The organism is Variovorax sp. GW823-FHT04F07 (assembly GCF_058795995.1).
This window is the reverse complement of sequence record NZ_JBXAIG010000003.1, coordinates 413,585-439,682: the sequence shown is the minus strand read 5'-3', so window position 1 is coordinate 439,682 and position 26,098 is coordinate 413,585. Positions and strand designations below refer to the sequence as shown.

The 26,098-nt window shown below is 69.0% G+C and carries 28 protein-coding genes; 22 read left to right on the top strand and 6 right to left on the bottom strand.

Annotation, left to right across the window (positions count from 1 at the left end; genetic code table 11):
- Positions 1–10 precede the first annotated feature (10 nt).
- The 8 genes from AC1RAA_RS17390 to AC1RAA_RS17355 all read left to right on the top strand — a co-directional run bounded on the left by AC1RAA_RS17390 (position 11) and on the right by AC1RAA_RS17355 (position 6,492).
- Complete coding sequence (locus AC1RAA_RS17390; protein ID WP_062481352.1) at positions 11–925, top strand: class I SAM-dependent methyltransferase; 915 nt, start codon at positions 11–13, stop codon at positions 923–925.
- Between the two features lie 163 nt (positions 926–1,088).
- Positions 1,089–1,565 (top strand): DUF2244 domain-containing protein, encoded by a 477-nt coding sequence (locus AC1RAA_RS17385; protein ID WP_056578078.1) that lies wholly within the window; start codon positions 1,089–1,091, stop codon positions 1,563–1,565.
- Between the two features lie 59 nt (positions 1,566–1,624).
- Positions 1,625–2,803 carry a cytochrome c oxidase subunit II gene (coxB, locus tag AC1RAA_RS17380; RefSeq protein ID WP_062481354.1) on the top strand — a complete coding sequence of 393 codons (1,179 nt, stop codon included), beginning with the start codon at positions 1,625–1,627 and terminating at the stop codon, positions 2,801–2,803.
- A gap of 43 nt (positions 2,804–2,846) precedes the next feature.
- Positions 2,847–4,484: a cytochrome c oxidase subunit I gene (gene ctaD, locus AC1RAA_RS17375; protein WP_062481356.1), complete on the top strand. Its 1,638-nt coding sequence runs from the start codon at positions 2,847–2,849 to the stop codon at positions 4,482–4,484.
- Between the two features lie 40 nt (positions 4,485–4,524).
- Positions 4,525–4,641, top strand: a complete 117-nt coding sequence (locus AC1RAA_RS17370; protein ID WP_216360125.1) for a cytochrome oxidase small assembly protein — start codon at positions 4,525–4,527, stop codon at positions 4,639–4,641.
- A gap of 36 nt (positions 4,642–4,677) precedes the next feature.
- Positions 4,678–5,307 carry a cytochrome c oxidase assembly protein gene (locus AC1RAA_RS17365; RefSeq protein ID WP_492731037.1) on the top strand — a complete coding sequence of 210 codons (630 nt, stop codon included), beginning with the start codon at positions 4,678–4,680 and terminating at the stop codon, positions 5,305–5,307.
- Positions 5,308–5,360: 53 nt separating this feature from the next.
- A complete protein-coding gene (locus AC1RAA_RS17360; protein WP_082818316.1) occupies positions 5,361–5,528 on the top strand; it encodes a DUF2970 domain-containing protein in 168 nt (55 codons plus the stop codon).
- A gap of 82 nt (positions 5,529–5,610) precedes the next feature.
- Complete coding sequence (locus AC1RAA_RS17355) at positions 5,611–6,492, top strand: cytochrome c oxidase subunit 3 (protein WP_062481365.1); 882 nt, start codon at positions 5,611–5,613, stop codon at positions 6,490–6,492.
- An 80-nt stretch (positions 6,493–6,572) separates the two neighbouring features.
- On the opposite strand, the gene AC1RAA_RS17350 is transcribed toward AC1RAA_RS17355, so the two are convergent.
- Positions 6,573–6,803, bottom strand: coding sequence for a twin transmembrane helix small protein (locus AC1RAA_RS17350; protein WP_062481367.1), 231 nt, complete (start codon positions 6,801–6,803; stop codon positions 6,573–6,575).
- A 27-nt stretch (positions 6,804–6,830) separates the two neighbouring features.
- Between AC1RAA_RS17350 and AC1RAA_RS17345 the strand changes: the two genes are divergently transcribed.
- The 6 genes from AC1RAA_RS17345 to AC1RAA_RS17320 are packed head-to-tail and all read left to right on the top strand — an operon-like array spanning position 6,831 to position 12,017.
- Positions 6,831–7,715, top strand: coding sequence for an SURF1 family protein (locus AC1RAA_RS17345; protein ID WP_492731039.1), 885 nt, complete (start codon positions 6,831–6,833; stop codon positions 7,713–7,715).
- Positions 7,699–8,382 (top strand): redox-active disulfide-containing membrane protein, encoded by a 684-nt coding sequence (locus AC1RAA_RS17340; RefSeq protein WP_062481371.1) that lies wholly within the window; start codon positions 7,699–7,701, stop codon positions 8,380–8,382. The genes AC1RAA_RS17345 and AC1RAA_RS17340 overlap by 17 nt, the downstream gene beginning before the upstream one ends.
- Before the next feature lie 24 nt (positions 8,383–8,406).
- The gene (locus AC1RAA_RS17335; protein ID WP_487849555.1) at positions 8,407–9,630 is read left to right on the top strand and encodes a COX15/CtaA family protein; all 1,224 of its coding nucleotides are present in this window, start codon (positions 8,407–8,409) and stop codon (positions 9,628–9,630) included.
- Entirely contained in the window at positions 9,627–10,532 is a 906-nt protein-coding gene (cyoE, locus tag AC1RAA_RS17330; RefSeq protein WP_070061969.1) for a heme o synthase, read from the top strand. The genes AC1RAA_RS17335 and cyoE overlap by 4 nt, the downstream gene beginning before the upstream one ends.
- Before the next feature lie 17 nt (positions 10,533–10,549).
- Complete coding sequence (locus AC1RAA_RS17325) at positions 10,550–11,170, top strand: SCO family protein (protein ID WP_492731042.1); 621 nt, start codon at positions 10,550–10,552, stop codon at positions 11,168–11,170.
- Positions 11,171–11,186: 16 nt separating this feature from the next.
- Positions 11,187–12,017 carry a DNA alkylation repair protein gene (locus AC1RAA_RS17320; RefSeq protein ID WP_159275429.1) on the top strand — a complete coding sequence of 277 codons (831 nt, stop codon included), beginning with the start codon at positions 11,187–11,189 and terminating at the stop codon, positions 12,015–12,017.
- A 69-nt stretch (positions 12,018–12,086) separates the two neighbouring features.
- Here the strand turns inward: AC1RAA_RS17320 and rpoH are convergent, their stop codons facing one another.
- Together rpoH and AC1RAA_RS17310 are read right to left on the bottom strand one after the other, a co-directional pair.
- Positions 12,087–13,028: an RNA polymerase sigma factor RpoH gene (rpoH, locus tag AC1RAA_RS17315; protein WP_056577975.1), complete on the bottom strand. Its 942-nt coding sequence runs from the start codon at positions 13,026–13,028 to the stop codon at positions 12,087–12,089.
- A 136-nt stretch (positions 13,029–13,164) separates the two neighbouring features.
- On the bottom strand, positions 13,165–14,082 hold the full coding sequence (locus AC1RAA_RS17310) for a LysR substrate-binding domain-containing protein (protein WP_492731045.1): 918 nt from the start codon (positions 14,080–14,082) through the stop codon (positions 13,165–13,167).
- A 114-nt stretch (positions 14,083–14,196) separates the two neighbouring features.
- On the opposite strand from AC1RAA_RS17310, the gene AC1RAA_RS17305 reads away from it, so the two are divergent.
- Positions 14,197–15,015 (top strand): aminotransferase class IV family protein, encoded by an 819-nt coding sequence (locus AC1RAA_RS17305; RefSeq protein ID WP_492731047.1) that lies wholly within the window; start codon positions 14,197–14,199, stop codon positions 15,013–15,015.
- A 51-nt stretch (positions 15,016–15,066) separates the two neighbouring features.
- On the opposite strand, the gene AC1RAA_RS17300 is transcribed toward AC1RAA_RS17305, so the two are convergent.
- Positions 15,067–15,531 (bottom strand): Mpo1 family 2-hydroxy fatty acid dioxygenase, encoded by a 465-nt coding sequence (locus AC1RAA_RS17300; protein ID WP_492731049.1) that lies wholly within the window; start codon positions 15,529–15,531, stop codon positions 15,067–15,069.
- Positions 15,532–15,668: 137 nt separating this feature from the next.
- On the opposite strand from AC1RAA_RS17300, the gene AC1RAA_RS17295 reads away from it, so the two are divergent.
- The 3 genes from AC1RAA_RS17295 (at position 15,669) to AC1RAA_RS17285 (ending at position 19,415) form a co-directional block, all read left to right on the top strand.
- Positions 15,669–16,388: a response regulator transcription factor gene (locus tag AC1RAA_RS17295; RefSeq protein ID WP_492731051.1), complete on the top strand. Its 720-nt coding sequence runs from the start codon at positions 15,669–15,671 to the stop codon at positions 16,386–16,388.
- Positions 16,385–18,184 (top strand): ATP-binding response regulator, encoded by a 1,800-nt coding sequence (locus AC1RAA_RS17290; protein WP_492731053.1) that lies wholly within the window; start codon positions 16,385–16,387, stop codon positions 18,182–18,184. The genes AC1RAA_RS17295 and AC1RAA_RS17290 overlap by 4 nt, the downstream gene beginning before the upstream one ends.
- Before the next feature lie 193 nt (positions 18,185–18,377).
- Positions 18,378–19,415, top strand: coding sequence for a hypothetical protein (locus AC1RAA_RS17285; RefSeq protein WP_492731055.1), 1,038 nt, complete (start codon positions 18,378–18,380; stop codon positions 19,413–19,415).
- Positions 19,416–19,543: 128 nt separating this feature from the next.
- On the opposite strand, the gene ftsY is transcribed toward AC1RAA_RS17285, so the two are convergent.
- A complete protein-coding gene (gene ftsY, locus AC1RAA_RS17280; protein WP_492731057.1) occupies positions 19,544–20,854 on the bottom strand; it encodes a signal recognition particle-docking protein FtsY in 1,311 nt (436 codons plus the stop codon).
- A 29-nt stretch (positions 20,855–20,883) separates the two neighbouring features.
- On the opposite strand from ftsY, the gene AC1RAA_RS17275 reads away from it, so the two are divergent.
- Together AC1RAA_RS17275 and AC1RAA_RS17270 are read left to right on the top strand one after the other, a co-directional pair.
- Positions 20,884–22,329: a M16 family metallopeptidase gene (locus AC1RAA_RS17275; RefSeq protein ID WP_492731058.1), complete on the top strand. Its 1,446-nt coding sequence runs from the start codon at positions 20,884–20,886 to the stop codon at positions 22,327–22,329.
- A gap of 19 nt (positions 22,330–22,348) precedes the next feature.
- Positions 22,349–23,713: a M16 family metallopeptidase gene (locus AC1RAA_RS17270; RefSeq protein WP_492731060.1), complete on the top strand. Its 1,365-nt coding sequence runs from the start codon at positions 22,349–22,351 to the stop codon at positions 23,711–23,713.
- A gap of 16 nt (positions 23,714–23,729) precedes the next feature.
- On the opposite strand, the gene AC1RAA_RS17265 is transcribed toward AC1RAA_RS17270, so the two are convergent.
- Entirely contained in the window at positions 23,730–24,641 is a 912-nt protein-coding gene (locus tag AC1RAA_RS17265) for a LysR family transcriptional regulator ArgP (protein ID WP_492731061.1), read from the bottom strand.
- Between the two features lie 79 nt (positions 24,642–24,720).
- Between AC1RAA_RS17265 and AC1RAA_RS17260 the strand changes: the two genes are divergently transcribed.
- Together AC1RAA_RS17260 and AC1RAA_RS17255 are read left to right on the top strand one after the other, a co-directional pair.
- Positions 24,721–25,356: a LysE/ArgO family amino acid transporter gene (locus AC1RAA_RS17260; protein WP_095746682.1), complete on the top strand. Its 636-nt coding sequence runs from the start codon at positions 24,721–24,723 to the stop codon at positions 25,354–25,356.
- A gap of 36 nt (positions 25,357–25,392) precedes the next feature.
- Positions 25,393–26,055, top strand: a complete 663-nt coding sequence (locus AC1RAA_RS17255; protein ID WP_492731062.1) for an RsmD family RNA methyltransferase — start codon at positions 25,393–25,395, stop codon at positions 26,053–26,055.
- Positions 26,056–26,098: the final 43 nt, after the last annotated feature.

Here is a 26,098-nt window from a genome sequence, read left to right as displayed (position 1 = left end):
TCACGGCCCCATGGCCACCGACCCCGCAAGAAGACCGCCGACCATCGATCCCACGGCGGCCGACCGCTGGCGCCGGCTCGCGCCCGCCGAGGGCTCGCCCTGGCTGCACGAGGAAATCGGCCGCCGGATGGAAGACCGGCTGCAATGGATCAAGGCCCAGCCCCGCACCTGGGCCGACTGGTCGCCGCTGCGCGGCGGCCTCGAGGCGCACGCGCTGCTGGCCCGCCGCTACCGCGATGCCGAAGCCTTCGTCATCGAATCCGAACCCGCACTGGCCGACCGGACCGGCGAGGCGCTGACCGCGCCCTGGTGGAGCGCGCGCCGCTGGCAAGGCGGCAAGGCCCGCTTCGACGCAACGCCCGAAGACGGTGTCGACCTGCTGTGGGCCAACATGTCGCTGCACATGGCGGCCGACCCTGAAGCGCTGATCGCGCAGTGGCACCGGCTGGTCGCGACCAACGGCTTCCTGATGTTCTCCTGCCTGGGCCCGGACACCGTGCGCGAGCTGCGCGCCCTGCACGCCCGGCTCGGCTGGCCCGCCGCCGGCCATGAATACACCGACATGCACGACTGGGGCGACATGCTCGTGCACGCCGGCTTCGCCGAGCCCGTGATGGACATGGAGCGCATCGTGCTCACCTGGGCCACCCCCGAGGCGGCCCTGGCCGAGCTGCGCACGCTGGGGCGCAATCTGCATCCGGCGCGCTTCCCCGCGCTGCGCGGCAAGGCCTGGCACCGCGCGCTCAAGCAGGCCCTGCCCGAGTTGGCACCGGCCGCGGAAGGCGAGGGCCGCATCGCGCTGACCTTCGAGGTCATCTACGGCCACGCCTTCAAGCCGACGCCGCGCGTGGCGCTCTCGCCCGAGAGCGCGGTCTCGCTGCGCGAGATGCGATCGATGCTCCAGCGCGGCCGCCCTGGCGCCTGAGCGACCCGGCAGCCCTCATTCGGTGCGCGGGGGCCGCGCTCTACCCGCTACAATCCGCCGTTGCGTGAAACTCGCGGGTATTGTCCCGTGATCGAGGGGTGTCGGATCCTGTTTGTACGAGGGGTTTGGCCACCATCGACGCACCGATTTGCTGAACTCGCCCGTGTCGAATTCCGTGTTTCGTTTTGCCACCGTCTCAGGCCAGAACATCCACTGGTTCCTGAAACGCAATTGCTCGGTGACGCCGAGCCAGCTGGGCTGGCTCTACGCCTCGCTGTGCGTGGTATCTCTGGGAACGGGCATGGTGTTCTGGCTGCACGGTGCGCCGCTGGTTTTGCCATTCGCCTGGCTCGAACTGGCCGCGGTGGGCTTTGCGTTCATGATGTACGCGCGGCATGCCACCGATGGCGAACGGATCGCGCTGCAGGGCGGACGCCTCGTCGTGGAGCTCGAGAACGGTGGGCACTACGAACGCACGGAATTTCTTCCGCACCAGGTGCGGATCGAACCGCAGACCGGCGATCGTTCGCTGATCGAGGTCTCGGGGCAAGGTCGATCGGTCAGGGTGGGGCGCTATGTACGCCCGGAGTTGCGAGCCGCACTGGCGCGCGAGATTCGCATGGCGTTGCGTGGCGCCTGAGGGGGCTCGCGCGGTGCTGCACGGTTGGGTTTTCGAAAAATTGAAGAAACGTGAACACGATGAAGAGCATTTGGCGCAATAAGTACAGGCCGGCGAATCTGTTGCTGGCGGCCGGCGCGGCGTTCAGCAACGCGGCGCACGCAGTCAACGATCTGCCCGGCGGCCCCGCGGTGCGCCAGCTGAATCTTCCGGTCGGCGTGACCAAGATCGCGCAGGAGCAGCATCTGCTCCACACGATCATGATGATCATCTGCACGGTCATCTTCGTCGCCGTGTTCGCGGTGATGTTCTATTCCATCTGGAAGCACCGCAAGTCGGTGGGCCACAAGGCCGCGAACTTCCATGAATCGGTGGTGGTCGAGGTCATCTGGACCATCGTGCCCTTCCTCATCGTGATCGTGATGGCGCTGCCCGCCACCAAGGTGCTCGTGGCCCAGAAGGACACCACGAACGCCGACCTCACGATCAAGACCACGGGCTACCAGTGGAAGTGGGGCTACGACTACCTGAACGGCGAAGGCGAGGGCCTGGCCTTCATCTCCACGCTCGACAGCTCGCAGCGCGCCATGTCCGACGCCGGTGCCAAGGGCGCGATGCCCGACGACTACCTGCTCAAGGTCGACAACCCCATGGTCGTGCCGGTGCAGAAGAAGGTCCGCATCATCACCACCGCGAACGACGTGATCCACGCCTTCGCCGTGCCGCAGCTGGGCCTCAAGCAGGACGCCATTCCCGGCTTCGTGCGCGACACCTGGTTCCGAGCCGAGACCGTGGGCGACTACTACGGTCAGTGCCAGGAACTGTGCGGCAAGGAACACGCCTACATGCCGATCCACGTGAAGGTGCTGTCGGCTGCCGACTACACCGCCTGGGTCGCCACCAAGCGCAAGGAAGCCGCCGCCAAGCTCGACGACCCGACCAAGGTCTGGACGCTGCCCGACATGCTGGCACGCGGTGAGAAGGTCTACGCCGCCAACTGCGCGGCCTGCCACCAGGCCAACGGCAAGGGCGCAGGCCCGATCAAGCCGCTCGACGGCGCAGCCAAGGTGACCGATTCCGACCACAAGGTGCAGCTGCTGGTGCTGCTCAATGGCCAGAACAACGGTGCCATGCCTGCCTGGAAGCAGCTGAGCGACACCGACCTCGCGGCCGTGGCCACGTACACCAAGAACAGCTGGTCGAACAAGACGGGCCAGCTGGTGCAACCGGCCGAAGTGCTGGCCCTGCGCGGCAAGTGATCCGACGGCGCCCCGCGAAGAAGAAATTGCAAGGAACAACGACATGAGCGCAGTCCTCGACCCCCACGGTCACGCCCCCGGCGGCCACGCACACGACGACCATCACGACCACCACGCGCCCACCGGCTGGCGCCGCTGGGTGTTCGCGACCAACCACAAGGACATCGGCACGCTCTACCTGCTGTTCAGCTTCACGATGCTGATGATCGGCGGCGTGCTTGCCCTGCTGATCCGCGCCGAGCTGTTCCAGCCCGGCCTGCAGATGGTGAACCCCGAGCTGTTCAACCAGTTCACCACCATGCACGGCCTGATCATGGTGTTCGGCGCCATCATGCCGGCCTTCGTGGGCTTCGCGAACTGGATGATCCCGCTGCAGATCGGCGCATCCGACATGGCGTTCGCGCGCATGAACAACTTCAGCTTCTGGCTGCTGATCCCGGCGGCCATCATGCTGGCCGGTTCGTTCTTCATGCCCGGCGGCGCGCCCGCGGCCGGCTGGACGCTGTATGCCCCGCTCACGCTGCAGATGGGCCCCTCGATGGACGCCGGCATCTTCGCGATGCACATCATGGGCGCCTCGTCGATCATGGGCTCGATCAACATCATCGTCACCATCCTGAACATGCGCGCCCCCGGCATGACGCTGATGAAGATGCCGATGTTCTGCTGGACCTGGCTCATCACCGCCTACCTGCTGATCGCCGTGATGCCCGTGCTCGCAGGCGCCATCACGATGACGCTGACCGACCGCCACTTCGGCACCAGCTTCTTCAACCCCGCCGGCGGCGGCGACCCGGTGATGTACCAGCACATCTTCTGGTTCTTCGGCCACCCCGAGGTCTACATCATGATCTTGCCGGCCTTCGGCATCATCAGCCAGGTGGTCCCGGCCTTCGCCCGCAAGAAGCTTTTCGGCTACGCCTCGATGGTGTACGCCACCTCGTCGATCGCCATCCTGTCGTTCATCGTGTGGGCCCACCACATGTTCACGACCGGCATGCCGCTCACGGGCCAGCTGTTCTTCATGTACGCGACCATGCTGATCGCGGTGCCCACGGCCGTGAAGATCTTCAACTGGATCGCCACGATGTGGCAGGGCTCGATGACCTTCGAGACGCCCATGCTGTTCGCGGTCGGCTTCATCTTCGTGTTCACGATGGGCGGCTTCACCGGCCTGATCCTCGCGGTCGCGCCGATCGACACGCAGCTGCAGGACACCTATTACGTGGTGGCCCACTTCCACTACGTGCTGGTGGCCGGCTCGCTGTTCGCCATGTTCTCGGGCTTCTACTACTGGGCGCCCAAGTGGACCGGCGTGATGTACAACGAAACGCGCGGCAAGGTCCACTTCTGGTGGTCGCTGATCTCGTTCAACGTCACCTTCTTCCCGATGCACTTCCTGGGTCTGGCCGGCATGCCGCGTCGCTACGCCGACTACCCCATGCAGTTCGCCGACTTCAACGCCATCGCTTCGGTGGGTGCGTTCTTCTTCGGCTTCGCGCAGGTCTACTTCTTCCTGTTCATCGTGCTGCCTTCGATGCGCGGCAAGGGTGAAGCAGCGGCTCAGAAGCCCTGGGAAGCGGCCGAAGGCCTCGAGTGGGAAGTGCCGTCGCCGGCCCCGTTCCACACCTTCGAGAACCCGCCCAAGCTCGACGTGACCGCCACCAAGGTGATCGGCTGATCACCCGCGCACGCCGCACAAGCACAACGACCGCACGACGATGACGACGCCTGAACAAAGAAGGAACAACCGACGCATGGGGCTCACGTTGGCCTCCATCGCGGTGATCTTCTTCATCGGCTTCATCGTCCGCATGGTCTGGTTCAGCGGTCGCTGACCGCGCCGCATCGCACTCCCGAACGGAAGCAACAGCATGAGCCTCGGTCAACGCATCCGCCGCGCCAACGTCCGCATGGTCGGCAAGCTGGCCGTCGTGACCTGCGGCATGTTCGCCTTCGGCTACGCGCTGGTGCCGATGTACCGCGCCATCTGCGAGATGACCGGCATCAACATCCTTGCGCTCTCCGAGCTCCAGGTGCCGGGCGGCGCCAGCGGCGCCAAGAACGTGCGCGTGCCGGACAACACGCAGGTCGACATGACCCGCACGATCAAGGTCGAGTTCGACTCCAACGTGCGCGGCGGCCTGTGGGACTTCAAGCCGGCCGAGCGCTTCATCGAAGTGCACCCGGGCCAGCTGAACACGGTGATGTACGAGTTCCAGAACACGCAGAACCGCCGCATGGCCGCGCAGGCCATCCCGAGCTACGCGCCGCAGCAGGCCGCGGCGCATTTCAACAAGCTCGAGTGCTTCTGCTTCAACCAGTACACGCTCGACGCGGGTGAGAAGAAGCAGTGGCCGGTCGCCTTCGTGATCGATCCGAAGATCTCGAAGGACGTCAAGACCATCACGCTGTCGTACACCTTCTTCGAGGTGGGCGGCAAGACGCCTCCGGCCCCGGTGGCCACCGTTTCGCATGCTGTCGCCGATGAGCCGCGCTCGTGACCTCGCCGCTGCCGCCCGAAGCCCCGCGCCGCAAGCCGACGCTGTGGGACACGATGAAGGCGGTGGGCTGGTCGTTCTTCGGGGTGCGCCGCAACAGCGCCTACAAGGAAGACCTGGGCAAGCTCAATCCGCTGCACGTCATCGTGGTGGCGTTTGCCGCAGTGATCGTCTTCGTGGTCGGGCTGGTGCTGCTGGTGCGGCATGTGGTCGCGGCCGCCTGAGCGCTGCCTGCTGAGCCGAAGATAAGAAACCACGATCTCCAGAATCATTGAATCGAGAGAAGAAAGAAAGCCAGGAGCTGATATGAGTTCAACCACCCACGGCACCACGCCCTACTACTTCGTGCCCGGACCCTCGGCCTACCCGGTCGTGTCCGCGATCGGCTTGTTCTTCGTGATCCTCGGCGCGGGGCAATGGATCAACAGCCACCAGTGGGGCGCCTGGTCGCTGCTGCTGGGCATGGTGATCTGGCTCGGCACGCTCTTCGTGTGGTTCCGCGCTGCCGTCGGCGAGAGCGAGAGCGGCCAGTACGGCCACAAGATCGACCTCTCGTACCGCTGGAGCATGAGCTGGTTCATCTTCTCGGAAGTGATGTTCTTCGGCGCCTTCTTCACGGCGCTGTGGTGGGCCCGCACCCACGCGCTGCCGACGCTCGGCAGCCTGGACAACGCGATCCTCTGGCCCGACTTCAAGGCCGTGTGGCCCAGCGTCGCCGCCGGCGTGACCGGTTCGCCGGCTGGCATCATCGAGCCCTTCCAGACCGTCGGTCCGTTCTGGCTGCCGACCATCAACACCGCGCTGCTGCTGAGCTCGGGCGTGACGCTGACCATCGCCCACCACGCGCTGCGCGCCGACCACCGCGCACAGTGCATCCGCTTCATGTGGCTCACGGTGCTGCTGGGCGTGATCTTCCTGGGCGTGCAGGGCTACGAGTACTTCCACCTGTACACCGAACTGAACCTCAAGCTCAGCTCGGGCACCTACGGCTCGACCTTCTTCATGCTGACCGGCTTCCACGGCCTGCACGTGTTCATCGGCATGCTGATGCTGCTGTTCATCACGCTGCGCCTGCAGAAGGGCCACTTCACCGCCGAGCGTCACTTCGGCTTCGAAGGCGCCGCCTGGTACTGGCACTTCGTGGACGTGGTCTGGCTGGGCCTGTACGTGCTGGTCTATTGGCTTTGAGCGAAAAACCTCACGGCATTCCAGAAAAAAGGCGCCGTAAGGCGCCTTTTTCATGGTTCTCGTGGAACGAGCACCATCTGTTACTTCCCGAGCGGGAGCCCGGTGGGCTGGATGTAGCCGAGTTTCCAGGCCAGCAGCATGCACAGGAACAAAAAGACCGACAGGCCGATCCGAAAGGTGAGGGCGCGGGCCATGCCGCCGCGCTTGTTCTGCCCGTCGCGACCGTCCTTCAACATGAAGTAGAGCGCGAAAGCGAGGCTCGCGAAGATGCCCAGAAAGATCAGGGCGACGAAATATTTCATGACCCGCATTATCGGCCGCACGCCCCGTCCGCTCCAGTGACCCCCGAGCCTTCCGAGCCTCTCGTTTCCTCTGCCACGCCGCGCCGTCGCGCGGGCCGGGGCCGTTTCCTGGTCGTGACGCTGGCGGCCGTGCTGGCGCTGGCCGCCACCGTGTCGCTGGGCCGCTGGCAGCTGTCGCGCGCCGCGCAGAAAGAGGCGCTGCAGGCCCGCATCGATGCGCAGAAGCTGAAAGCCCCGCTGTCGCAGGCCGAGTTCCTGGCGCTGGGCGAAGCCGCCGGCGAGATGCACCGGCCGGTGCGCCTGCGCGGCCTGTGGCTCACGGCGCAGACGGTCTACCTGGACAACCGCCAGATGCACGGCACGCCGGGCTTCTACGTGCTGACGCCGTTCGCGCTCGAAGGCAGCGAGCAGGCCGTGATGGTCCAGCGCGGCTGGGTGCAGCGCAATTTCGTCGACCGCACGCAGCTCGGCGTGGTCGAGACGCCGCCCGGCATCGTCGAACTCACGGCGCTGATCGAGTCGCCGCCGAGCCATCTGTTCGAACTCGGCGCGAAGACTGCGGCCGCACCGGCACCCGCGGCATCGGCTGCTGCGCCGGCCCCTTCGGCTGCCGGCGCCAGCGCTCCGGCACCGGGCATTCAGGGGTCTTCCCCCATCCGGCAAAATCTCGACCTGGAGGCATTCCGCGGCGAGACCCAGCTGCCGCTGCGCACCGACGTGTCGCTGCAGCAGAGCGGGCCGGCGTCCGAGGGCCTGCAGCGCGACTGGCCGGCCCCGGCGTTGGGCCTCGAGAGGCACTACGGTTACGCATTCCAGTGGTTCGGCCTGTCGGCCCTCGTTGTCATCCTCTATGTCTGGTTCCAATTCATCTCCCCCTTCCGGCGCGCACGGCGCCGCGCACGCGATGGCCGCGGCCTCTGACGAGCCGCTGGGCCTGACCGTGCACTCGATGCCGTCACCGGGCCAGGCGCTGGACGAGGCCGAGAACCGCCGCACCGTGCACGGGCGCTGGAAGATGATCGCCGTGCTGCTGATGTGCGCGGCACCCGTGATCGCCTCGTACTTCACCTACTACGTGATCCGGCCCGAGGGCCGCAGCGTGTACGGCGAGCTGATCGATCCGCAACGCGAGATGCCCCGCCTCACGGCAACCGACCGCAGCGGCGCGCCGGTCGAGCTGGCCACGCTCAAGGGCCAGTGGCTGCTGGTGGCGGTGGCCGACGCGGCCTGCGACGCGCTGTGCGAGCAGCAGCTGTACCTGCAGCGCCAGCTGCGCGAGAGCCTGGGCCGCGAGAAAGACCGCCTGGACCGCGTCTGGCTCGTGAGCGACGCGGCGCCCGTGCCCGAGCGCCTGACCAACGGCCTGCACGGCGCGACCGTGCTGCGCGTGCCGGCCGACCAACTCGCCCGTTGGCTCGCGCCCGTGCAAGGGCACGCGCTGTCCGAGCACCTCTACGTGGTCGATCCGATGGGCAACTGGATGATGCGTTTCCCGGCCCGCATGGACGCCGCCGGCGCGAGCCGCGCCAAGCGCGACATCGACCGCCTGCTGCGCGCCTCGTCGTCGTGGGACGAAGCGGGCCGCTGAGCCCGCGCGAACCACCACCGTCTCATGGACACGAGCTCCCTCTACGACCTCACGCCGATCGCCTGGATGATGGGCGCCGGCGTGCTGCTCGCGCTCGGGCCGCTGGTCTGGGTGTGGCGCCGCAACGCCGGCTCCGGCCCCGCGCGGCGGCTGCATGCGCTGACCGTGCTCACGCTGTTCCTCACCTTCGACCTCACGCTGTTCGGCGCCTTCACGAGGCTCACCGATTCGGGCCTGGGCTGCCCCGACTGGCCCGGCTGCTACGGCAACGCCAGCCCGGCCGGCGCGCGCCACGAGATCGCGATGGCGCAGGCGGCCCAGCCGACCGGCCCGGTGACGCACAGCAAGGCCTGGATCGAGATGGTCCACCGCTACCTCGCGACCGGCGTCGGGGTGCTGATCCTCACGCTCGCGGGCGCCACCTGGATCGTGCGCCGCCGCCAGCGGCGCCAGCCCGCGCCGCCGGTCGACAGCGCGCACCACCACGTCGTGCTCAGCGCCTGGTGGCCCGCGGCCACGCTGGTCTGGGTCTGCCTGCAGGGTGCCTTCGGCGCCATGACCGTCACCTGGAAGCTGTTCCCCGCCATCGTCACGATGCACCTGATGGGCGCCATCGTGCTGCTCGCGCTGCTGTGCATCCAGGCCGTGCGCTACCGCCAGGTGGCGGCGCAGCGCCTGCCTACGGCCGTGTCACCGGCCCTGCGCAACGGGCTGATCGCCACGGCGGTGCTGCTGGTGCTGCAGATCGCGCTCGGCGGCTGGGTCAGCACCAACTACGCGGTGCTGGCCTGCACGCAGTTCCCGACCTGCCAGGACAGCTGGTGGCCACCGATGAATTTCGTGCAGGGCTTCGAGATCTGGCGCCACCTCGGCGTGACCGGCGACGGCCAGCCGCTCGACTTTTCCGCGCTCACCGCCATCCACTACGCGCACCGCCTCATGGCGTATGCCGTGTTCGTGGCGCTCGGCCTGCTGGCCTGGCGCCTGCGCCGCCTCGAGGCGCTGCGCCCGCAGGCCCACTGGCTGCTCGGGCTGGCGCTGCTGCAGCTGGCCACGGGCCTGGGCAACGTGCTGCTCGGCTGGCCGCTGGCCGCCGCCGTGCTCCACACCGGCGGCGCCGCGGCGCTGGCCGTGGTCCTGACCTGGGCGTTGTGCGAGAGCCGGCGCGAAAGTGCCGCCGCTGCACCGATTCCGCGCGCCGTCGACAATGCGCGCGGCACCCCCCAACCGAAGAAAGCCACCGCGTGAGCACCCCGATTCCAGTTCAGCACGCCAGCACCGCCAACGTGCTGCGCCAGTTCTACGCGCTCACCAAGCCGCGCGTGGTGCAGCTGATCGTGTTCTGCGCGCTCATCGGCATGGTGCTGGCCGTGCCCGGCCTGCCGTCGTGGGCCGACGTGCAGCGCGGCGTGCTGGCCTGCCTGGGCATCTGGCTGGTGGCCGGCGCGGCGGCCGCGTTCAACTGCCTGGTCGAGAAGGGCATCGACGCCAAGATGAAGCGCACCGCCTGGCGCCCCACGGCGCGCGGGCAGCTCAGCGACATGCAGGCGCTGGTGTTCTCGGCGCTGCTGTGCGCGGCCGGCTCGGCGCTGCTGTGGTTCACGGTCAATCCGCTGACCATGTGGCTCACCTTTGCCACCTTCGTCGGCTACGCGGTGATCTACACCGTCATCCTGAAGCCGCTGACGCCGCAGAACATCGTGATCGGCGGCGCCTCGGGCGCCATGCCGCCGGTGCTGGGGTGGGCCGCCATGACGGGCGACGTCGGCCCCGAGGCGCTGATCCTGTTCCTCATCATCTTCCTGTGGACCCCGCCGCACTTCTGGGCGCTGGCGCTGTACCGCGTCGAGGACTACCGCAAGGCCGGCCTGCCGATGCTGCCCGTGACGCACGGCAACGAGTTCACGCGGCTGCAGGTGCTGCTGTACACCTTCATCCTGTTCGCGGCCTGCCTGATGCCCTTCATCTACGGCATGAGCGGCTGGCTCTACCTCGTGGTCGCCATCGGCGTGAGCATCGGCTTCACCGGCTACGCCTTCGCGCTGTGGCGCAACTACTCCGACACGCTGGCGCGCAAGACCTTCCGGTTTTCGCTCATCCACCTGAGCGTGCTGTTCGCGGCGCTGCTCGTCGACCATTACCTCCGCTGACCGGACCTCACCTGCCCATGAACAAGCGCAATGCCCTGAAATCAATCGCCGCCACGGCCGGCTGGGTGGCCGCCTCGGCCACGCTGGGCCTGGGCCTTTCGGCCTGCAGCGAGCAGCCGAAGCAGAGCTTCCAGGCGGTCGACATCACGGGCGCCGACTACGCCAAAGACTTCTCGCTCACCGACGCCGATGGCAAGGTGCGCACGCTGGCCGACTTCAAGGGCAAGGCGGTCGTGCTGTTCTTCGGCTACGTGCAGTGCCCCGACGTCTGCCCGACCACCATGACCGAGATGGCGCAGGTCAAGCAGCAGCTCGGCGCCGACGGCAGCAAGCTGCAGGTGCTGTTCGTCACCGTCGATCCGGCGCGCGATACGTCCGAGGTGCTCAAGGCCTACATGGGCGCGTTCGACCCGAGCTTCGTGGCGCTCATTCCCACGCCCGAGCAGCTGGCCGCCGTCGCGAAGGACTTCAAGGTCTACTACAAGAAGGTCGAGGGCAAGACCCCGACCAGCTACGCCATGGACCACTCGGCCGCCAGCTACATCTACGACCCGCAGGGCCGCCTGCGGCTCTACGCGCGCTACGGCGCGGGCGTGCCGGCGATGGTGTCGGACCTGAAGACGCTGCTCGCGTCCTGAGCCGGGCGCCCGGGGCATGGACGCCGCATCGGTCGCGCACCTGAAGTCGCGCAAGGGCGCGTTCCGCATCGCACTCATTCCGCCCGAGGTGCTGGGCGCGCTGAACGGCGGGCTGCTCGAGACCGTCAACCTCAACGAATTCCTCGCGCTCGAACTGCCGCTGCTCGCGCGCAGCGTGGCGGGCCATGTCGGCCTCGACGCGGCGCACGAACGGCTGGACGACACGCTCGCCATGCTGGCCGCCTTCAAGCCCATGCAGCGCCACAGCCACATCGCAAGGGCGCTGTACGACATGACGGCCGAACACGCCGAGCGCGATGCCGTGGCACACCGGCTGGCCACGCACGCCAGCGACGTGGCGCGCTGCTGGGCGGTGCAGTGGATCACGCTGTCGGGCCTGCCGCTGGCGGCCCAGCTCGACGCCGTGCGCCGCTTTGCCGCCGACCCGCATTTCGGCGTGCGCGAGTTCGCCTGGATGGCGGTGCGCGACAGCGTCATCGATTCGCTCGACGAGGCGCTGGCCCTGCTGCAGCCCTGGGTGACCGATGCCGATCCGAACGTGCGCCGCTTCGCCAGCGAACTCACGCGTCCGCGCGGCGTGTGGTGCGCGCAGATCGAGACGCTGAAGGCCGAGCCCTGGCTGGCGCTGCCGCTGCTGGAACCGCTGCGCGCCGACGCGCATCGCTACGTGCAGAACTCGGTCGCCAACTGGCTCAACGACGCGAGCAAGACGCAGCCCGAGTGGGTCGAGACGCTGTGCACGCGCTGGGTGGCCGAGTCGCCGGTCGCCGAGACCCGCTACATCGCGAAGCGGGCGCTGCGCACGCTGACCAAGTCGACGCCCTGAAGCGCCCTCCTCCACGAAAAAAGCCCGGCACTGCCGGGCTTTTTTCGTGGAGGAGGGCGGTCGTGACGCTTACGCGTACTCGGCCAGCGCCTTCTTCATCTTCTTCATCGCCGCCACTTCGATCTGGCGGATGCGTTCGGCGCTCACGCCGTACACCGCGGCCAGGTCGTGCAGCGTCATGCCGCCCGAACCGTCGTCGTTCACCTTGAGCCAGCGCTCTTCGACGATGCGGCGGCTGCGGTCGTCCAGCGCCTCCAGGGCGGTGGCGATGCCGTCGCTGGACAGGCGGTCGCGCTGCTGCGATTCGAGCAAGGCGGTCGGTTCCTGCGTGGCGTCGGCCAGGTAGGCGATGGGGCCGAAGCCTTCGTCGCCGTCATCGGACGGACCCGGATCGAGCAGCACGTCGCCGCCCGACAGGCGGGTTTCCATCTCGAGCACTTCCTCGGGCTTCACGTTCAGGCGCGTGGCCATCTGCGAGACCTCGTCGGGGCTCAGCGTCTCGCGGTGCGTGCCGTTGTCGGCCGCGGCCGAGTCGGCCTTGAAACCCTGCTTCATCGAACGCAGATTGAAGAACAGCTTGCGCTGCGCCTTGGTCGTCGCGACCTTGACCATGCGCCAGTTCTTCAGGATGTACTCGTGGATCTCGGCCTTGATCCAGTGCATGGCGTAGCTCACCAGCCGCACGCCCTGGTCGGGGTCGAAACGCTTCACGGCCTTCATGAGACCGACGTTGCCTTCCTGGATCAGGTCGCCGTGCGGCAGCCCGTAGCCCAGGTACTGGCGGGAAATGGACACGACCAGGCGCAGGTGCGACAGGATCAGCGCACCGGCGGCTTCGAGGTCGTTCTGGTCGCGCAACTTGCGTGCGAAGCCCTGCTCTTCTTCGAGCGTGAGCAGCGGCAGGCGGTTGGCGGCCGAAATGTAGGCATCCAGGTTGCCCAGCGGGGGGACCATCGACCAGGGGTTGGCGACGGCCAGCTGGTTGGCAGAGACTCCAGACAGCGTTGTCATCAGGGGAAACTCCTTTGTGGCGGTCATATTAGCACTCGGTTAGAGGGAGTGCTAAGCCAAGGGTTCCCTTGGGTTTCTATCGTTGCGATAGCTTTTGTCGCGATTTGTTGGATATTTGTATGCCGTTTGGCGTTTTTCAAGTCCTGGACGCCTGCCCCAGCAGCCAGTCCTGGAACGCCAGGATGCGCGGGTCCTGGGCGCTGCCTTCCGGGTAGACCAGGTGGTAGGCGTAGCCCGCCGCCATGGGCACGCCGATGTCGAACAGCCGCACCAGCCGGCCCTGGGCGAGGTCGGCGCCGATCATGTCCAGGTCGGCCAGTCCGACCATGCCGCTCTCGGTGACGGCGCGCACCACGTCGCTCGAGTCGGCGAAGCCGATGCAGCGGCTGTCGTCGAAGCCCTCGATGCCCGCCGCGGCCATCCACATCGGCCAGTTCGGCCAGACCATGCCGTCGGTCTTCCAGTCGACGTAGCACAGCGTGTGCTGGAACAGGTCGCGCGGCGTTGTCAGCGGGGGCCCGCTGGCCAGCAGCCTGGGGCTGCAGACCGGCACGATGACGGTGTCGAACAGCCGCTGCGCGCGCGTGCCCGGGTACTTTCCGGTGCCGAAGCGGATCGCCACGTCGATGTCGTCGGCGTCGAAATCCCGCAGCGCGTCCGAAATATCAAAACCCAGCTCCAGCCCCGGGTTCGCGGCGCGGAACTGCGGCAGCCGGGGCAGCAGCCAGTTGGTCGCGAAACGGGCGCTGGTCGACAGCCGCAGCGTCGCCGCCCCGCGCACCATGCGCCGGGCGCGGCCGGCGGCGCGGCGCAGGGTGTCGAGTGCGTCGGCGGTGGCCTCGAACCACACGGCACCGGCCGGCGTCAGGCGGATGCTGCGGCTGGTGCGCGTGAACAGCACCACGCCGAGCTGCTCCTCGATCTCCTTGATCTGGTGGCTCACGGCCGCCGGTGTCAGCCCGACTTCTTCGGCCGCCCGCGTGAAGTTCAGGTGCCGCCCGGCGGCCTCGAAGGTGCGCAGGGCGCGGGTGCCGGGGAGCAGTCTGGGGTGCATCGATCTTCAAATGGTTCTTGATGATTTTCCAAAAACTATTCGTTTTTCCTAGGGAAGTCAACGCGGGATAGTTCAGGAACTTGATGATCCATCCCTTCCAGGAGCCACGAAACCATGTCCGCCAGCGTCCCTTCCTCTTCCACTTTCGTCGTGCAACGCAACGGCCAACCCGCAACTGCCGAGGCCCTGGCGCCGCTCGCCTTCGCCGGCCACGCCCACTTCACGGCCATGCAGGTGCGCGGCGGCCGGGTGCGCGGACTCGACCTCCATCTGGCGCGGCTGCGCTTCGCCTCGCAGACCCTGTTCGGCCAGGCGTTGCCCGACGACACGGTGCGCGCCCACCTGCGGGCGGCGCTCGCGGCCGGCCCGGCGGACCTGTCGCTGACGGCCACCGTCTACTCCCCGGCCGGCGAGTTCACCGCGGCTGACGCGGTGCCCGAGGTGCTGGTCCGCACCGGCCCGCCTTCCAACGGCCCCGCCGGCCCGCTGACCCTGGCCGCGATCGAACACGAGCGCTTCCTGCCGGCCGTGAAGCACGTCGGCGAAGGCGCCAAGACCCAGCTGCTGCGCCAGGCCGTCGCGCAGGGTTTCGATGACGCGGCCTTTCTCGACCGGCACGGGCGGCTCGGCGAGGCGTCAATCTGGAACCTGGCGTTCTGGGACGGCGAGGCGGTGGTGTGGCCCGAGGCCGAGATCCTGGTCGGCACTACGATGGGCATCGTGCGCCGGCAGCTCGAACGCCTCGGTGTCCCGCAGCGCAGCCAGGTGCTGCGGATGGCCGACCTGCCCGCGCTGGCCGGCGCCGTGGTCATGAATTCGTGGACGCCGGGCGTGGCGCTGCACCGCATCGGCGACGTGGTGTTGCCGCCAGCGCCGGCTTTCGTGGAACTGTTGCACCGGGCCCATGCGGCCGAGCCGCTCGCGTCGCCTTGAAGGAGACCTCGCGCGCGGACGCTGTGCACCGGCGTGGCCGGGCTTGCCGGGCTACCAGCGAATGCCGAGCTTGACGAACAGCTTCGACAGCACGAACAGCGGACCGACCCAGAGGTACTGGATGTCCTCGAAGAACGACGGCTTCTTGCCTTCCATCTTGTGGCCGACGAACTGGAAGATCCACGCCACCACGAAGATCGCCGCCGACACCGGCGCCACCGCGGTGCCCATCGCATGCACCGCCACCAGCGCCAGCACCGTGAGCGCCAGCATGGTGACGAGGAAGGCCGGCGAGCGCAGCAGGGCGTAGTACACGAGGCTGGCCGCCACGAAGCCGTAGGCCACCCACGGATGGATCGCGAACAGCAACCCGACGATGCTCAGCATGATCGCGGGAATGGCCACGAAGTGGATCAGCTCGTTGGTCGGGTGGCGATGGCTCTCCTCGTAGTGGGCGAGCAGGCGGTCGACCTTGCGCTCGCTGGTGGCGAGCGGGGCGGCGGCGGTGTGGGTCATGGCAGGTCTCCGGGGCGCCGTGCGTTGCGGCAGGACTTCCATGGTGCCCACGGTGCGGCACCATGGCAAGTAGCGCTGTCCCGGCGCCATGACTAAGGGCACTGTCGCGCGGGGCTTGCGCCGCTAAGATCAAATCCGTGGCCTCTTTCGACTCCCCCTCCGCACCCCCGCCGCCCCTCACCGACACCGGTGTGCCTGTCGGCGTGTCCGGCGCGATCCTGGTGGTGGACGACCACGACCTGCTGCGCCTGGGCGTGAGCGCGCTGGTGCAGGCCCAGGCCGCCACCTCGGGCGCGCGCATCGCGGTGTTCGAGGCCGGCAACATCGCCGACGCGCTCGCGCTCTACGCGGCGCATGAGGTCGCCATCGGCCTCGTGCTGCTCGACCTCGCGCTGCCCGACACGCACGGGCTCAGCGGCCTGGCCGAGTTCCGCTTGCGCTTTCCAGCGGCGCGGGTCGTGGTGCTCTCGGGCACCGCCAACAGCACGCTGGCGCAGGGTGCGCTCGCGCTCGGGGCCAGCGCCTTCCTGCCCAAGTCCGCCGACCTGAAGGAGATGGTGGGCTTCATCCGCGCCTGCGGTCTGTTCGAGGCCGACGGCACGCCGCCGCAGCCGCTGCCGCCGGCGGCGCTGCCCAAGTCGCTGTCGGGGTACGCGGAGTTCGCGCACGCCAGCGCCTGGCAGGAGCTCACGCCGCGCCAGATGCAGGTGCTGCAGTGGGTGCTCGAAGGCAAGGCGAACAAGGAGATCGCGCAACTGGCCAACCTGAGCGAGGGCACGGTGAAGAACCATGTCTCGACCATCCTGCTGCTGTTCGGCATGCGCTCGCGCGCCCAGCTGATCAGCATGCTGCGTTGAGCGGCGCCACGCTGGCGGGCCGCGGCGACGCCGCCGCCGGCCAGCTGCTGGGCCAGCGTGTGCTGCGCGAGCACGTCGGCTCGGTCTACGACACCTACGGCATCTCCACGCTGACCCACCTGGGCTTCGTGATCGTGTTCGGCTGCATCATCTACTCGCAGCTCAGCGATGCGCGCCTGCTGTTCTGGATGGCGGCGCTGGTGGCGGTCGACATCTACGTGTTCTTCACGCCGCGCTGGACGCCCGACAAGCCGGCCTCCGAGAGCCCGTACTGGGCGCGCAAGATCTCGCGCATGGTCACGCTGGTGAGCATGATCACGGCGGTGGTGCCGTGGTTCATCGTGCCGCACGAGAACCTGCCCATGACCTCGCTGCTGATGGCCGTGATCGTCGGCAGCTGCGCGCGCGCCGCGCAGTCGCTGTGGCCGCTCAAGCCCGCGCTGTTCGGCTACACGCTGCCCATGTCGCTGGGCATGATCATCGCGCTGGCCTGGCAGGGCGACGGCCTGCACTTGTTCCTGGCCGCGGCCGGCTCGGCCTACCTCATGCTCACGTTGCACGCCGGCGTGCGCCAGCACCGGCTGCTGACCGACTCGCTCATGCTGCGTTTCGAGAACGAAGCGCTGGCCGCGCGCCTGGGCGAACAGATCGCCGCCACCGAGCGCGCCAGCGAAGAAAAGACCCGCTTCCTCGGCGCCGCCAGCCACGACCTGCGCCAGCCGCTGCACGCCATCGCGCTGTTCGGCGCCGCGCTCGAGAACGAACTGCGCGGCCGTCCCGAGAGCCGCAACGCCGAGCGCCTGATGCGCGCCGTGAACGCGCTGGGGGCCTCGCTCGACACCATGCTCGACGTGTCCCGGCTCGACGCCGGCGTCATCACGCCGTCGCCGCAGCCGGTGGAGCTCGATGCGCTGTTCCTGCCGCTCAACCACACCTTCTCGGCGCAGGCGGAGCAGAAGGAGCTGCAGTTGCGCGTGCGCGCCAGCGGCCTGTGGGTGCGCAGCGATCCGCAGCTGCTGCACCGCATGCTGTCCAACCTGATGGACAACGCCCTCAAGTACACCGTGCAGGGCGGCGTGACCGTGACGGCGCGCGACCGTGGCGACACGGTGTGGATCGAGGTGCGCGACACCGGCATCGGCATCGCGCCCGAGCAGTCGCACCGCATCTTCGAAGAGTTCTATCAAATCGATAACCCGGGCCGCGACCGCGCGCGCGGGCTGGGCATCGGCCTGTCGATCGTGCGTCGCCTGTCGCGCCTGCTGGGCCATCCGGTGCAGATGCATTCGCGCCCGGGCCGGGGCACGCACTTTCGCGTCGTGCTGCCGACCGTGCCGCCGCAGGTCAGCGCGCTCGTGGGCCCGTTTCCGGCCGGCAGTGTCGAACTGGCTGCACGTCGGCGCGCGGCCACGCTGCCCGGTCGCGTGCTGTTGATGGACGACGAACTTGAAATTCGCGAAGCCATGACCGGCCTGCTGCGCTCGCACGCGATCGATGCGCACGCCGTCGCCGACGAGGCCGCCGCAGCCGAGGCGCTGCACCAGGCCCGCGCCGAAGGCCGGCCCTTCGGCCTGCTGATGTGCGACTACCGCCTGGCCGACGGCGTCGATGGCCTCGATGCCGGCCTGCGCCTGAGCCGGCATGCCGGCGCCGAACTGCCGCTGCTGCTCATCACCGGCGAGACCTCGCCCGACCGCCTGCAGCGCGTGCGCGAGTCGGGCGTGCCCGTGCTGTTCAAGCCCGTGGCGCCCGATGCGCTGCTACAGGCCATGGCAGGGCTCGCAGCGGCGTCGTAGCGTCCCGCACACAGCTTGCGGTCGAAAGTGAATACGTTGTAGTTCATTGCGTGCCGATCGATTCGGATAGGCACACATGCAATGACTTTTGGCACTGCCGGGAACATCGGCCCCGTCGTAATTTCGGGTTTCCACGGCGTCGACGGACAGCGGTCCGCGTCGCCACCGAACAAGAATCGACAAGGGAGTGACCATGAATTTCAAACCTGCTGCAGTGGCCGCCGCGACGGCCGCGCTGCTGGCCCTGACGGCGTGCGGAGGTGGGGGCAGCGGCGGCGGTGGAGGCGGTGGCTTCGTGTTGCCGCCGCCCGCACCGGCGCCAGCCCCGGCGCCTGCGCCCACACCAGCCCCGGCCCCGGCACCAGCACCAGCACCGAATCCGGGTGCCACCACTTTCCTGTACGAGGGCCTGCCGGCTGCGACCACCGCGTCGGCCTTCTTCGACAGCCTCGCTGCGCAGGGTGCGCGCGGGTTCCGTTTCCTGAGCGGTTTCTCTTTCACGACCGGCCCCACCACCTTCGAGCACATCGATGGGTTCGTGAAGACGATCGACGCCACCTACAGCTACGAGAAGAAGGCCCCGGCCACGTCCAACGCAGACTTGCAGAACCAGTTGAACGAAGCCGGCGCGCGGGGCTTCCAGTGGGTGGGCGCCCAGTCGATCGGCGGCGAGATGTTCAACGTCTATCGCAAGAGCAGCGCCGACAGTGCCACCTACAGCTACCGTGTCGAGCTGCAGCCCGCCAGCAAGGCGGCTTACCTGGCGCAGGCGAACAGCCAGGGCGCGAGCGGCTTCTACAACCGCACCATCGCGTTCCTGACCGGCGACTCGGCGGGCACGGCGGCCGTCTACGAAAAGAGCTCGGTGGGCAATTCGACCTTCGGCTACGAACTGGGCGATCCCATCGGCGACCACGCCGGCTACCTCGCGCAGTTCAACGAGCGCGGCGCTCGCGGCTTCCGCTTCCGCACGGAGTTCGGCTTCTCGGACGGTGGCGGCGTGGTCTACATCAAGGACCTGTCGCAGTCGGCGACCTTCAACTTCTATTCGCTCGCACCGAGCACCAACCCCACGGCCCTCATCCAGCAGGCGAACGCCGAAGGGGCCAAGAAGGCGGCGCTGCTCGGTCACCTGGCGCTGGGCACCAGCGAGCAGAAGGCCTACTACTTCACGCCGACCGACTGCAACGCCAGCCCGGTGTGCGGCCCGACGTCACTGTTCGGTTTCTGATTCCCGAAGAGGCACACACGCAGGGGGAAATACAAAGGGAGAAAAAAGAAAGACAGGGAGCTGACGGTCCCCGGCGCGAGTCGGGGACCGTTTTTTTTGACCGAAGCGAACGGCGGCGAAAGCGCCGGTCAGCCCAGGAGCGCCTGCGCGAACTCGCGGGCGTTGAAGGTCTCGAGGTCTTCGAGCTTTTCGCCCACGCCGATGAAGTACACCGGAATCGGCCGCTCGCGCGCGATGGCGCACAGCACGCCGCCCTTGGCGGTGCCGTCGAGCTTGGTGACGATGAGGCCCGTGAGGCCCAGCGTCTCGTCGAAGGCCTTGACCTGCGCCAGCGCGTTCTGGCCGGTGTTGCCGTCGATCACCAGCAGCACCTCGTGCGGCGCGGTGGCGTCGGCCTTGGTGACGACGCGTTTGATCTTCTTGAGCTCGTCCATCAGGTGCAGTTGCGTCGGCAGGCGCCCGGCCGTGTCGACCAGGACCACGTCCTTGCCGCGCGCCTTGCCGGCGTTCACCGCGTCGAAGCTCACGGCCGACGGGTCGCCGCCTTCGTTGCTCACGATCTCGACGGTGTTGCGGTCGGCCCAGACCAGCAGCTGCTCGCGCGCCGCCGCCCGGAAGGTGTCGGCCGCGGCCAGCAGCACCGAAGCGCCCTCGGTGGCCAGGTGCTTGGTGAGCTTGCCGATGGAGGTGGTCTTGCCCGCGCCGTTGACGCCGGCCACCATGATCACGGTGGGCGTGTACTCGCCGATGACCAGCGGCTTCTCGAGCGGCTTGAGCAGGTCGGTGACGGCGTCGGCCAGCAGGCGCTTGACCTGCGAGGCGTCGGTGGCCATCTGGCGCTTGACGCGCACCTTCAGGTCGTCGAGCAGGAACTCGGTGGCCTTGACGCCGGTGTCGGCCATGAGCAGCGCCGATTCGAGCTCTTCATACAGCGCGTCGTCGATCTGCGCGTTGACGAACACGGCCTGGATGCCGGTGCCGGTCTTGCGCAGGCCGGTCTTGAGCTTGTCGAACCAGCTCTTGCGCTCGGTGGCGATGGGGGCCGGTTCGGCGACGACGGCGACCGGCGCGGGAGGCGGTGCGGGCACGGGCGCCGGAGGGGGTGGCGGTGGCGCAATGACGGGAGCGGGTGCAGGAACGGGGGCGGGGGCGGGCGCGGGCGCAGGAATCGGCGCTGGTGCTACGACCGGCACTGGCGCGGGCGCCGGCGCCACCACGGGCGCGGCCGGTGTCGGCTCGGGGGCCGGCGCAGGTGTGGGTGTGGGTGCGGGAACAGGCGCTTCCGCCGCAGGCTTCGACCCGAACCAGCTCGATGGTGAGAACACCGAGCGTGCCGGTGCGGGTTCCGCGGCCGGGGTGGGCGCGGGTTCGGCGGTCGGCGGCGGGGCCGGTGTCACCGGGGCATCGGCAGGTGGTTTTTTCTTGAAGAAACTGAACATCGGGAGCTTTTTACAATCCGACCCATTCTATGAAACACCTCTCGCCACGCCGCGCTGCGTCTGGTGCGGTGCTGGCCCTGGCGCTTTCGGCGCTGTGGACCGTGCCCGCGCAGGCCCAGTCCACCCCCGCTCCCGCCGCATCGGCCCCCACCGCCGCGGCCCCGGGCCCCCAGCAATTCACCCTCGCCAACGGCATGACCGTGATCGTGCAGACCGACCGGCGCTCGCCGACGGCGGTGCAGATGGTCTGGGTGCGGGTCGGCTCCATGGACGAGGTCGATGGCACCACGGGCGTGGCGCACGTGCTGGAGCACATGCTGTTCAAGGGCACGAAGAGCGTGCCGGCCGGCGAGTTCTCGCGCCGCGTGGCGGCGCTGGGCGGCCAGGAAAACGCCTTCACCATGCGCGACGCCACCGGCTACTACCAGCAGATCCCGGTCGGCAGCCTCGAACAGGTGATGAAGCTCGAATCGGACCGCTTCGCCAACAACCAGTGGCCCGACGACGAGTTCAAGCGCGAGATCGAGGTGGTCAAGGAAGAGCGCCGCCTGCGCACCGACGACCAGCCGCGCGCCCTGCTCGGCGAGCAGCAGAGCGCGGCCGTCTTCACCGCGTCGCCCTACCGCCGCCCGGTGGTGGGCTGGATGAGCGACCTCGAATCGATGACGCCCGCCGACGCGCGCGCCTTCTTCCAGCGCTGGTACGTGCCGGCCAACGCCGTGCTCGTGGTGGCCGGCGACGTCGACGTGGCGCGCGTGCGCGCGCTGGCCGAGAAGTACTACGGCAGCATCCCCGCGCGCGCCGTGCCGGAGCGCAAGCCGCGCACCGAGCCCGCGCAGCGCGGCATCCGCCGCCTCGAGTTCAAGGCCCCGGCCGAGCAGGCGTACGTGTCGCTCGCCTTCCGCGTGCCGCAGCTCACCAACATCGACGACGCCAACAGCGACGCCTGGGCGCTGGTGGTGCTCTCGGCCGTGCTCGACGGCTACGCCGGCGCGCGGCTCGACCGAGCCCTCACGCAGGGCCCCGGCCGCGTGGCCGATTCGGCAGGCGCGTACGCGGGCTTCATCGGCCGCGGTCCGCAGCTGTTCATGCTCGACGGCGTGCCGGCCGCCGGCAAGACCGCCGAGACCGTCGAGGCCGCGCTGCGCGCCCAGGTGGCGCGCGTGGCGAAAGAGGGCGTCGGCGAAGCCGAGCTGGCCCGCGTCAAGACGCAGTGGGTGGCGAGCGAGACCTACAAGCGCGATTCGGTGATGGCGCAGGCGCGCGAACTCGGCAGCAACTGGATCCAGGGCCTGCCGCTGGACGCCAGCGAGCGCATCGTCGCCCGGCTGCAGGCCGTGACGGCGGCGCAGGTGCAGGCCGTGGCCGCCAAGTATTTCGGCGACGACCAGCTCACGGTCGCCACGCTGCGGCCCCTGCCGCCCGAACCCAAGCGCGGCCGCGGCTTCGCAGCCCCCGTGGGCGAGATGCGCTGAAAGGCACCGGATTCCCCTCATGAAGAACCTCCACAAGATTGCAAGCACCGCCCTCCTGGCGGGCATCACCGCGCTGTTCGGCATGGGCAGCGCGCAGGCCGCGCTGCCCATCCAACACTGGACGCTGGCCAACGGCGCCAAGGTGTACCTGGTGTCGACCAACGCATTGCCGATCGTCGACGTGCAGATCGACTTCGACGCCGGCAGCCGGCGCGACCCGGCCGCGCAGGCCGGGCTGGCCAGCACCAGCGCCGCGATGGTCGAGAAGGGCGTGCGCGCCGGTCGCAACGGCGAGCCCGCGCTCGACCAGAATGCGCTGGGCGAGGCCTGGGCCGACCTGGGCGCCAGCTTCGACGTGAGCGCCGGCACCGACCGCACCAGCTACACGCTGCGCACGCTGTCCGACCCGGCATTGCTGACCAAGGCCGTGGCCCTGGCCGCGCGCGAGATCGGCGAGCCCTCGTTCCCCGACGACATCTGGCCGCGCGAGCGCGAGCGCATCAACGCCGCCATCAAGGAAGCCAACACCAAGCCCGCGACCGTCGTCGGCCGCGCCTTCGCGCAGGCCGTGTACGGCACGCACCCCTACGGCCAGGAAGTGACCGAGGCCACGCTGGCGCGCATCGACACCGCCGCCATGCGCCAGCGCTACGAGCAGCTGATCCTGCCGTGCCGCGCCAAGCTCAGCATCGTGGGCGCGGTCACGCGCGCCGAGGCCGAGGCGCTCGCGACCACGCTGCTGTCGCGCCTGCCCAGCCCCGGCGCCTGCGCACCGCTGCCGGGCATCGCGCCGGTGGTGGCGCTCACGGCGCCGAAGGACGAGCGCATTGCGTTCGACTCGGCGCAGGCCCATGTCTTCATCGGCCAGCCCGGCTACCCGCGTCAGGACCCGGACCACTTCGCGCTCACGCTCGGCAACTACGTGCTCGGCGGCGGTGGCTTTGTCTCGCGGCTGACCGAAGAGGTGCGCGAGAAGCGCGGCCTAGCCTACAGCGTGTACAGCGGCTTTGCGCCGGGGCTCGACGCGGGCGCCTTCCGCATCGGCTTCCAGACCCGGCCCGACCAGGCCGAGGCGGCGACGAAGGTCTCGCGCGACGTGCTCGCGAAGTTCGTGGCCGAAGGCCCGACCGAGAAGGAGCTGAAGGCCGCCAAGGACAACCTGATCGGCGGCTTCCCGCTGCTCCTGGACAGCAACCGCAAGCTGATCGGCAACGTCGCCAACATCGCCTGGTACGGCCTGCCGCTGGACTACCTCGACACCTGGACCGCGCGCATGAACGCCGTCACGGCCGCCGACATCCAGGCCGCATTCGCCCGCAAGCTGCAGCCGCAGCGCATGGTGACGGTGGTGGTGGGCGGCAAGCAGGCCGCCGCGGCGCAGTAAGCAAGAAAAGAAAAGCTCAGGCCAGCGCGTGCGGCCCGTTGCGCGCGGCCTCGCGCACCGCGGCGCCGAGCTGCGCCAGCAGGCGCGGCGCCGCGCGGGCGTGCTGCCAGTACAGCGGCACCGGCAGCGTTGCGCCGGGCACCAGTTCGACCAGCGTGCCGTCGCGCAGCGCATCGGCCACCATGCTGGTCGGGTGCATGCCCCAGCCGATACCACGGCAGGCCGCTTCGACGAAGGCGGCGGGCGAGGGCACCCAGTGGCGCGGCGTCTCCACGTTGCGGTGGCAGATGCGACGCACCCAGCGCGCCTGCAGCCGGTCCTTGCGGTCGAACACCAGGTTCGGCGCCGCGGCCAGCGTGCGCGCGCCCACGCCCTTGGCGAAATAGCGTTCCACGAAACCGGGGCTCGCGGCGGCCACGTAGTGCACCGTGCCCAGCGCCTCGCTGTTGCAGCCGGTGACCGGCTGGGCCAGCGCGGTCACGGCCGCCAGCACGGCGCCGCTGCGCAGCCGCTCGGCCGTGTGGTCCTGGTCGTCGGCCGTGAGGTCGAGCAGCGCGTCGGGCGCCTGCGCGGCGAAGGCGGCGGCACCCGCCATGAACCAGGTCGCGAGGCTGTCGGCGTTGACCGCCACCCGCACCGTGACCCGCTCGTGCGCCTCGCCGCTGCCCATGCCCAGCGCGGGCAGGGCCTCGCGCAGCTCGTGTTCCAGCATGCCCACGCGCTCGACGTGCCGGCACAGCTGCAGGCCGGCCTCGGTCGCCACGCAGGGCTGGCCGCGCACCAGCAGCGCACCGCCGGTGCGCTCCTCGAGCAGCTTCACGCGCTGCGACACCGCCGAGGGCGTGACGTGCAGCGCGCGGGCGGCGCGCTCGAAACTGCCTTCGCGCACCACGGCGGCAAGGGCGTGCAGGGCGGCGTAGTCGAGCATGGTGGTGAATGAAGTAAAACTGAATCGGCGTTAGAAAGTTTAGTTTGATTGAATGCCGAGCGGACGGCAAGCTCGGACCATGACCGCCGTTCACGCCTCCACCGCTTTCCTCAACGGGCTCTTCATGAGCCTGGTGCTCATCGTCGCCATCGGTGCCCAGAACGCCTACGTGCTGCGCCAGGGCTTGCGCCGCGAGCACGTGAGCGCGGTGGTGCTGTTCTGCGCCGTCTGCGACGCGGTGCTGGTCGCGGCGGGCGTGGCCGGCATGGCGCAGGCGCTGAAGGGGCGGCCGATGCTGGCGACGCTGCTCGCGGGCTTCGGCGCGGCCTTTCTCTGCGGCTACGGCCTGCGCGCGCTGTGGCGCTCGCGCCAGCCGGGCGCGCTGCAGACGGTGTCGCAGGGCGCCTCGCGCTCGCGCGCCGCGGTGGTCGCGCAGGCCGCCGGCTTCACGCTGCTGAACCCGCACGTCTACCTGGACACCGTGCTGCTCGTGGGCACGGCCGGGGCGCAGTACCCGGGCCTGCTCAAGGCCTGGTTCGTGGTCGGGTCGACGCTGGCCAGCGTGCTGTGGTTCACCGCGCTGGGCTTCGGCGCGCGGCTGCTGGCGCCGGTGTTCGCTCGGCCGCGCGCCTGGCAGATGCTCGATGCGCTCATCGGCGGCACGATGCTCGTGCTGGCCGCGCTGCTGGCCCGTCGCGCGTTCATGGGCTACTGAGTGAAGGGGGGCCAGCTGCGGCGTTAAGCTCGCCGCATGCCCCAGAAGCCCCCGAAGAAGAACGCCGCCGCGCCCGTCGCGCGCGCCCCCGCCGCCAAGCGCCCGTCGCGGCCCAGCGAGGTCCGCATCATCGGCGGCGAATGGAAGCGCACCCGCCTGGCCGTGGCCGACAAGCCCGGCCTGCGCCCCACGCCCGACCGCGTGCGCGAAACGCTGTTCAACTGGCTCGCGAGCCTGGCCGGCGTGGGCGGCGGTGCCTTGCCGGGCTGGCACTGCATCGACGCCTTCGCGGGCACCGGCGCGCTCGGCCTCGAAGCCGCCTCGCGCGGCGCGGCCCACGTGCTGCTGTGCGAGCAGGACGCCGCGCTGGTTGCCCAGCTGCAGGCCGCCAAGGCCAAGCTCTCGGCCGAGGCTGTGCGCGTGGAGCGCGGCAACGGCGTCACCGCGCTCGAACGCGCGGCGGCGGGCAGCCTGCAGGCGGTGTTTCTCGATCCGCCCTTCGACAACCTCGCGCTCTACGAGCCGGCCCTGCGCGCGGCCGCGCGCGCGCTGCATGCCGACGGCGCGATCTACCTCGAGGCGCCGCGCCGCTGGGCCGCCGAGGAGCTCGCCGCGCTGGGCCTCATGGAATTCCGCTACCTGAAGGCCGGCGCCGTGCATGCCCATCTGCTGCGGCATGCCGCGCCCCTGCCTGCATAATCCGCCGGACAAGCCGCACCGGCAGCATGAGGAAGAAGCAACC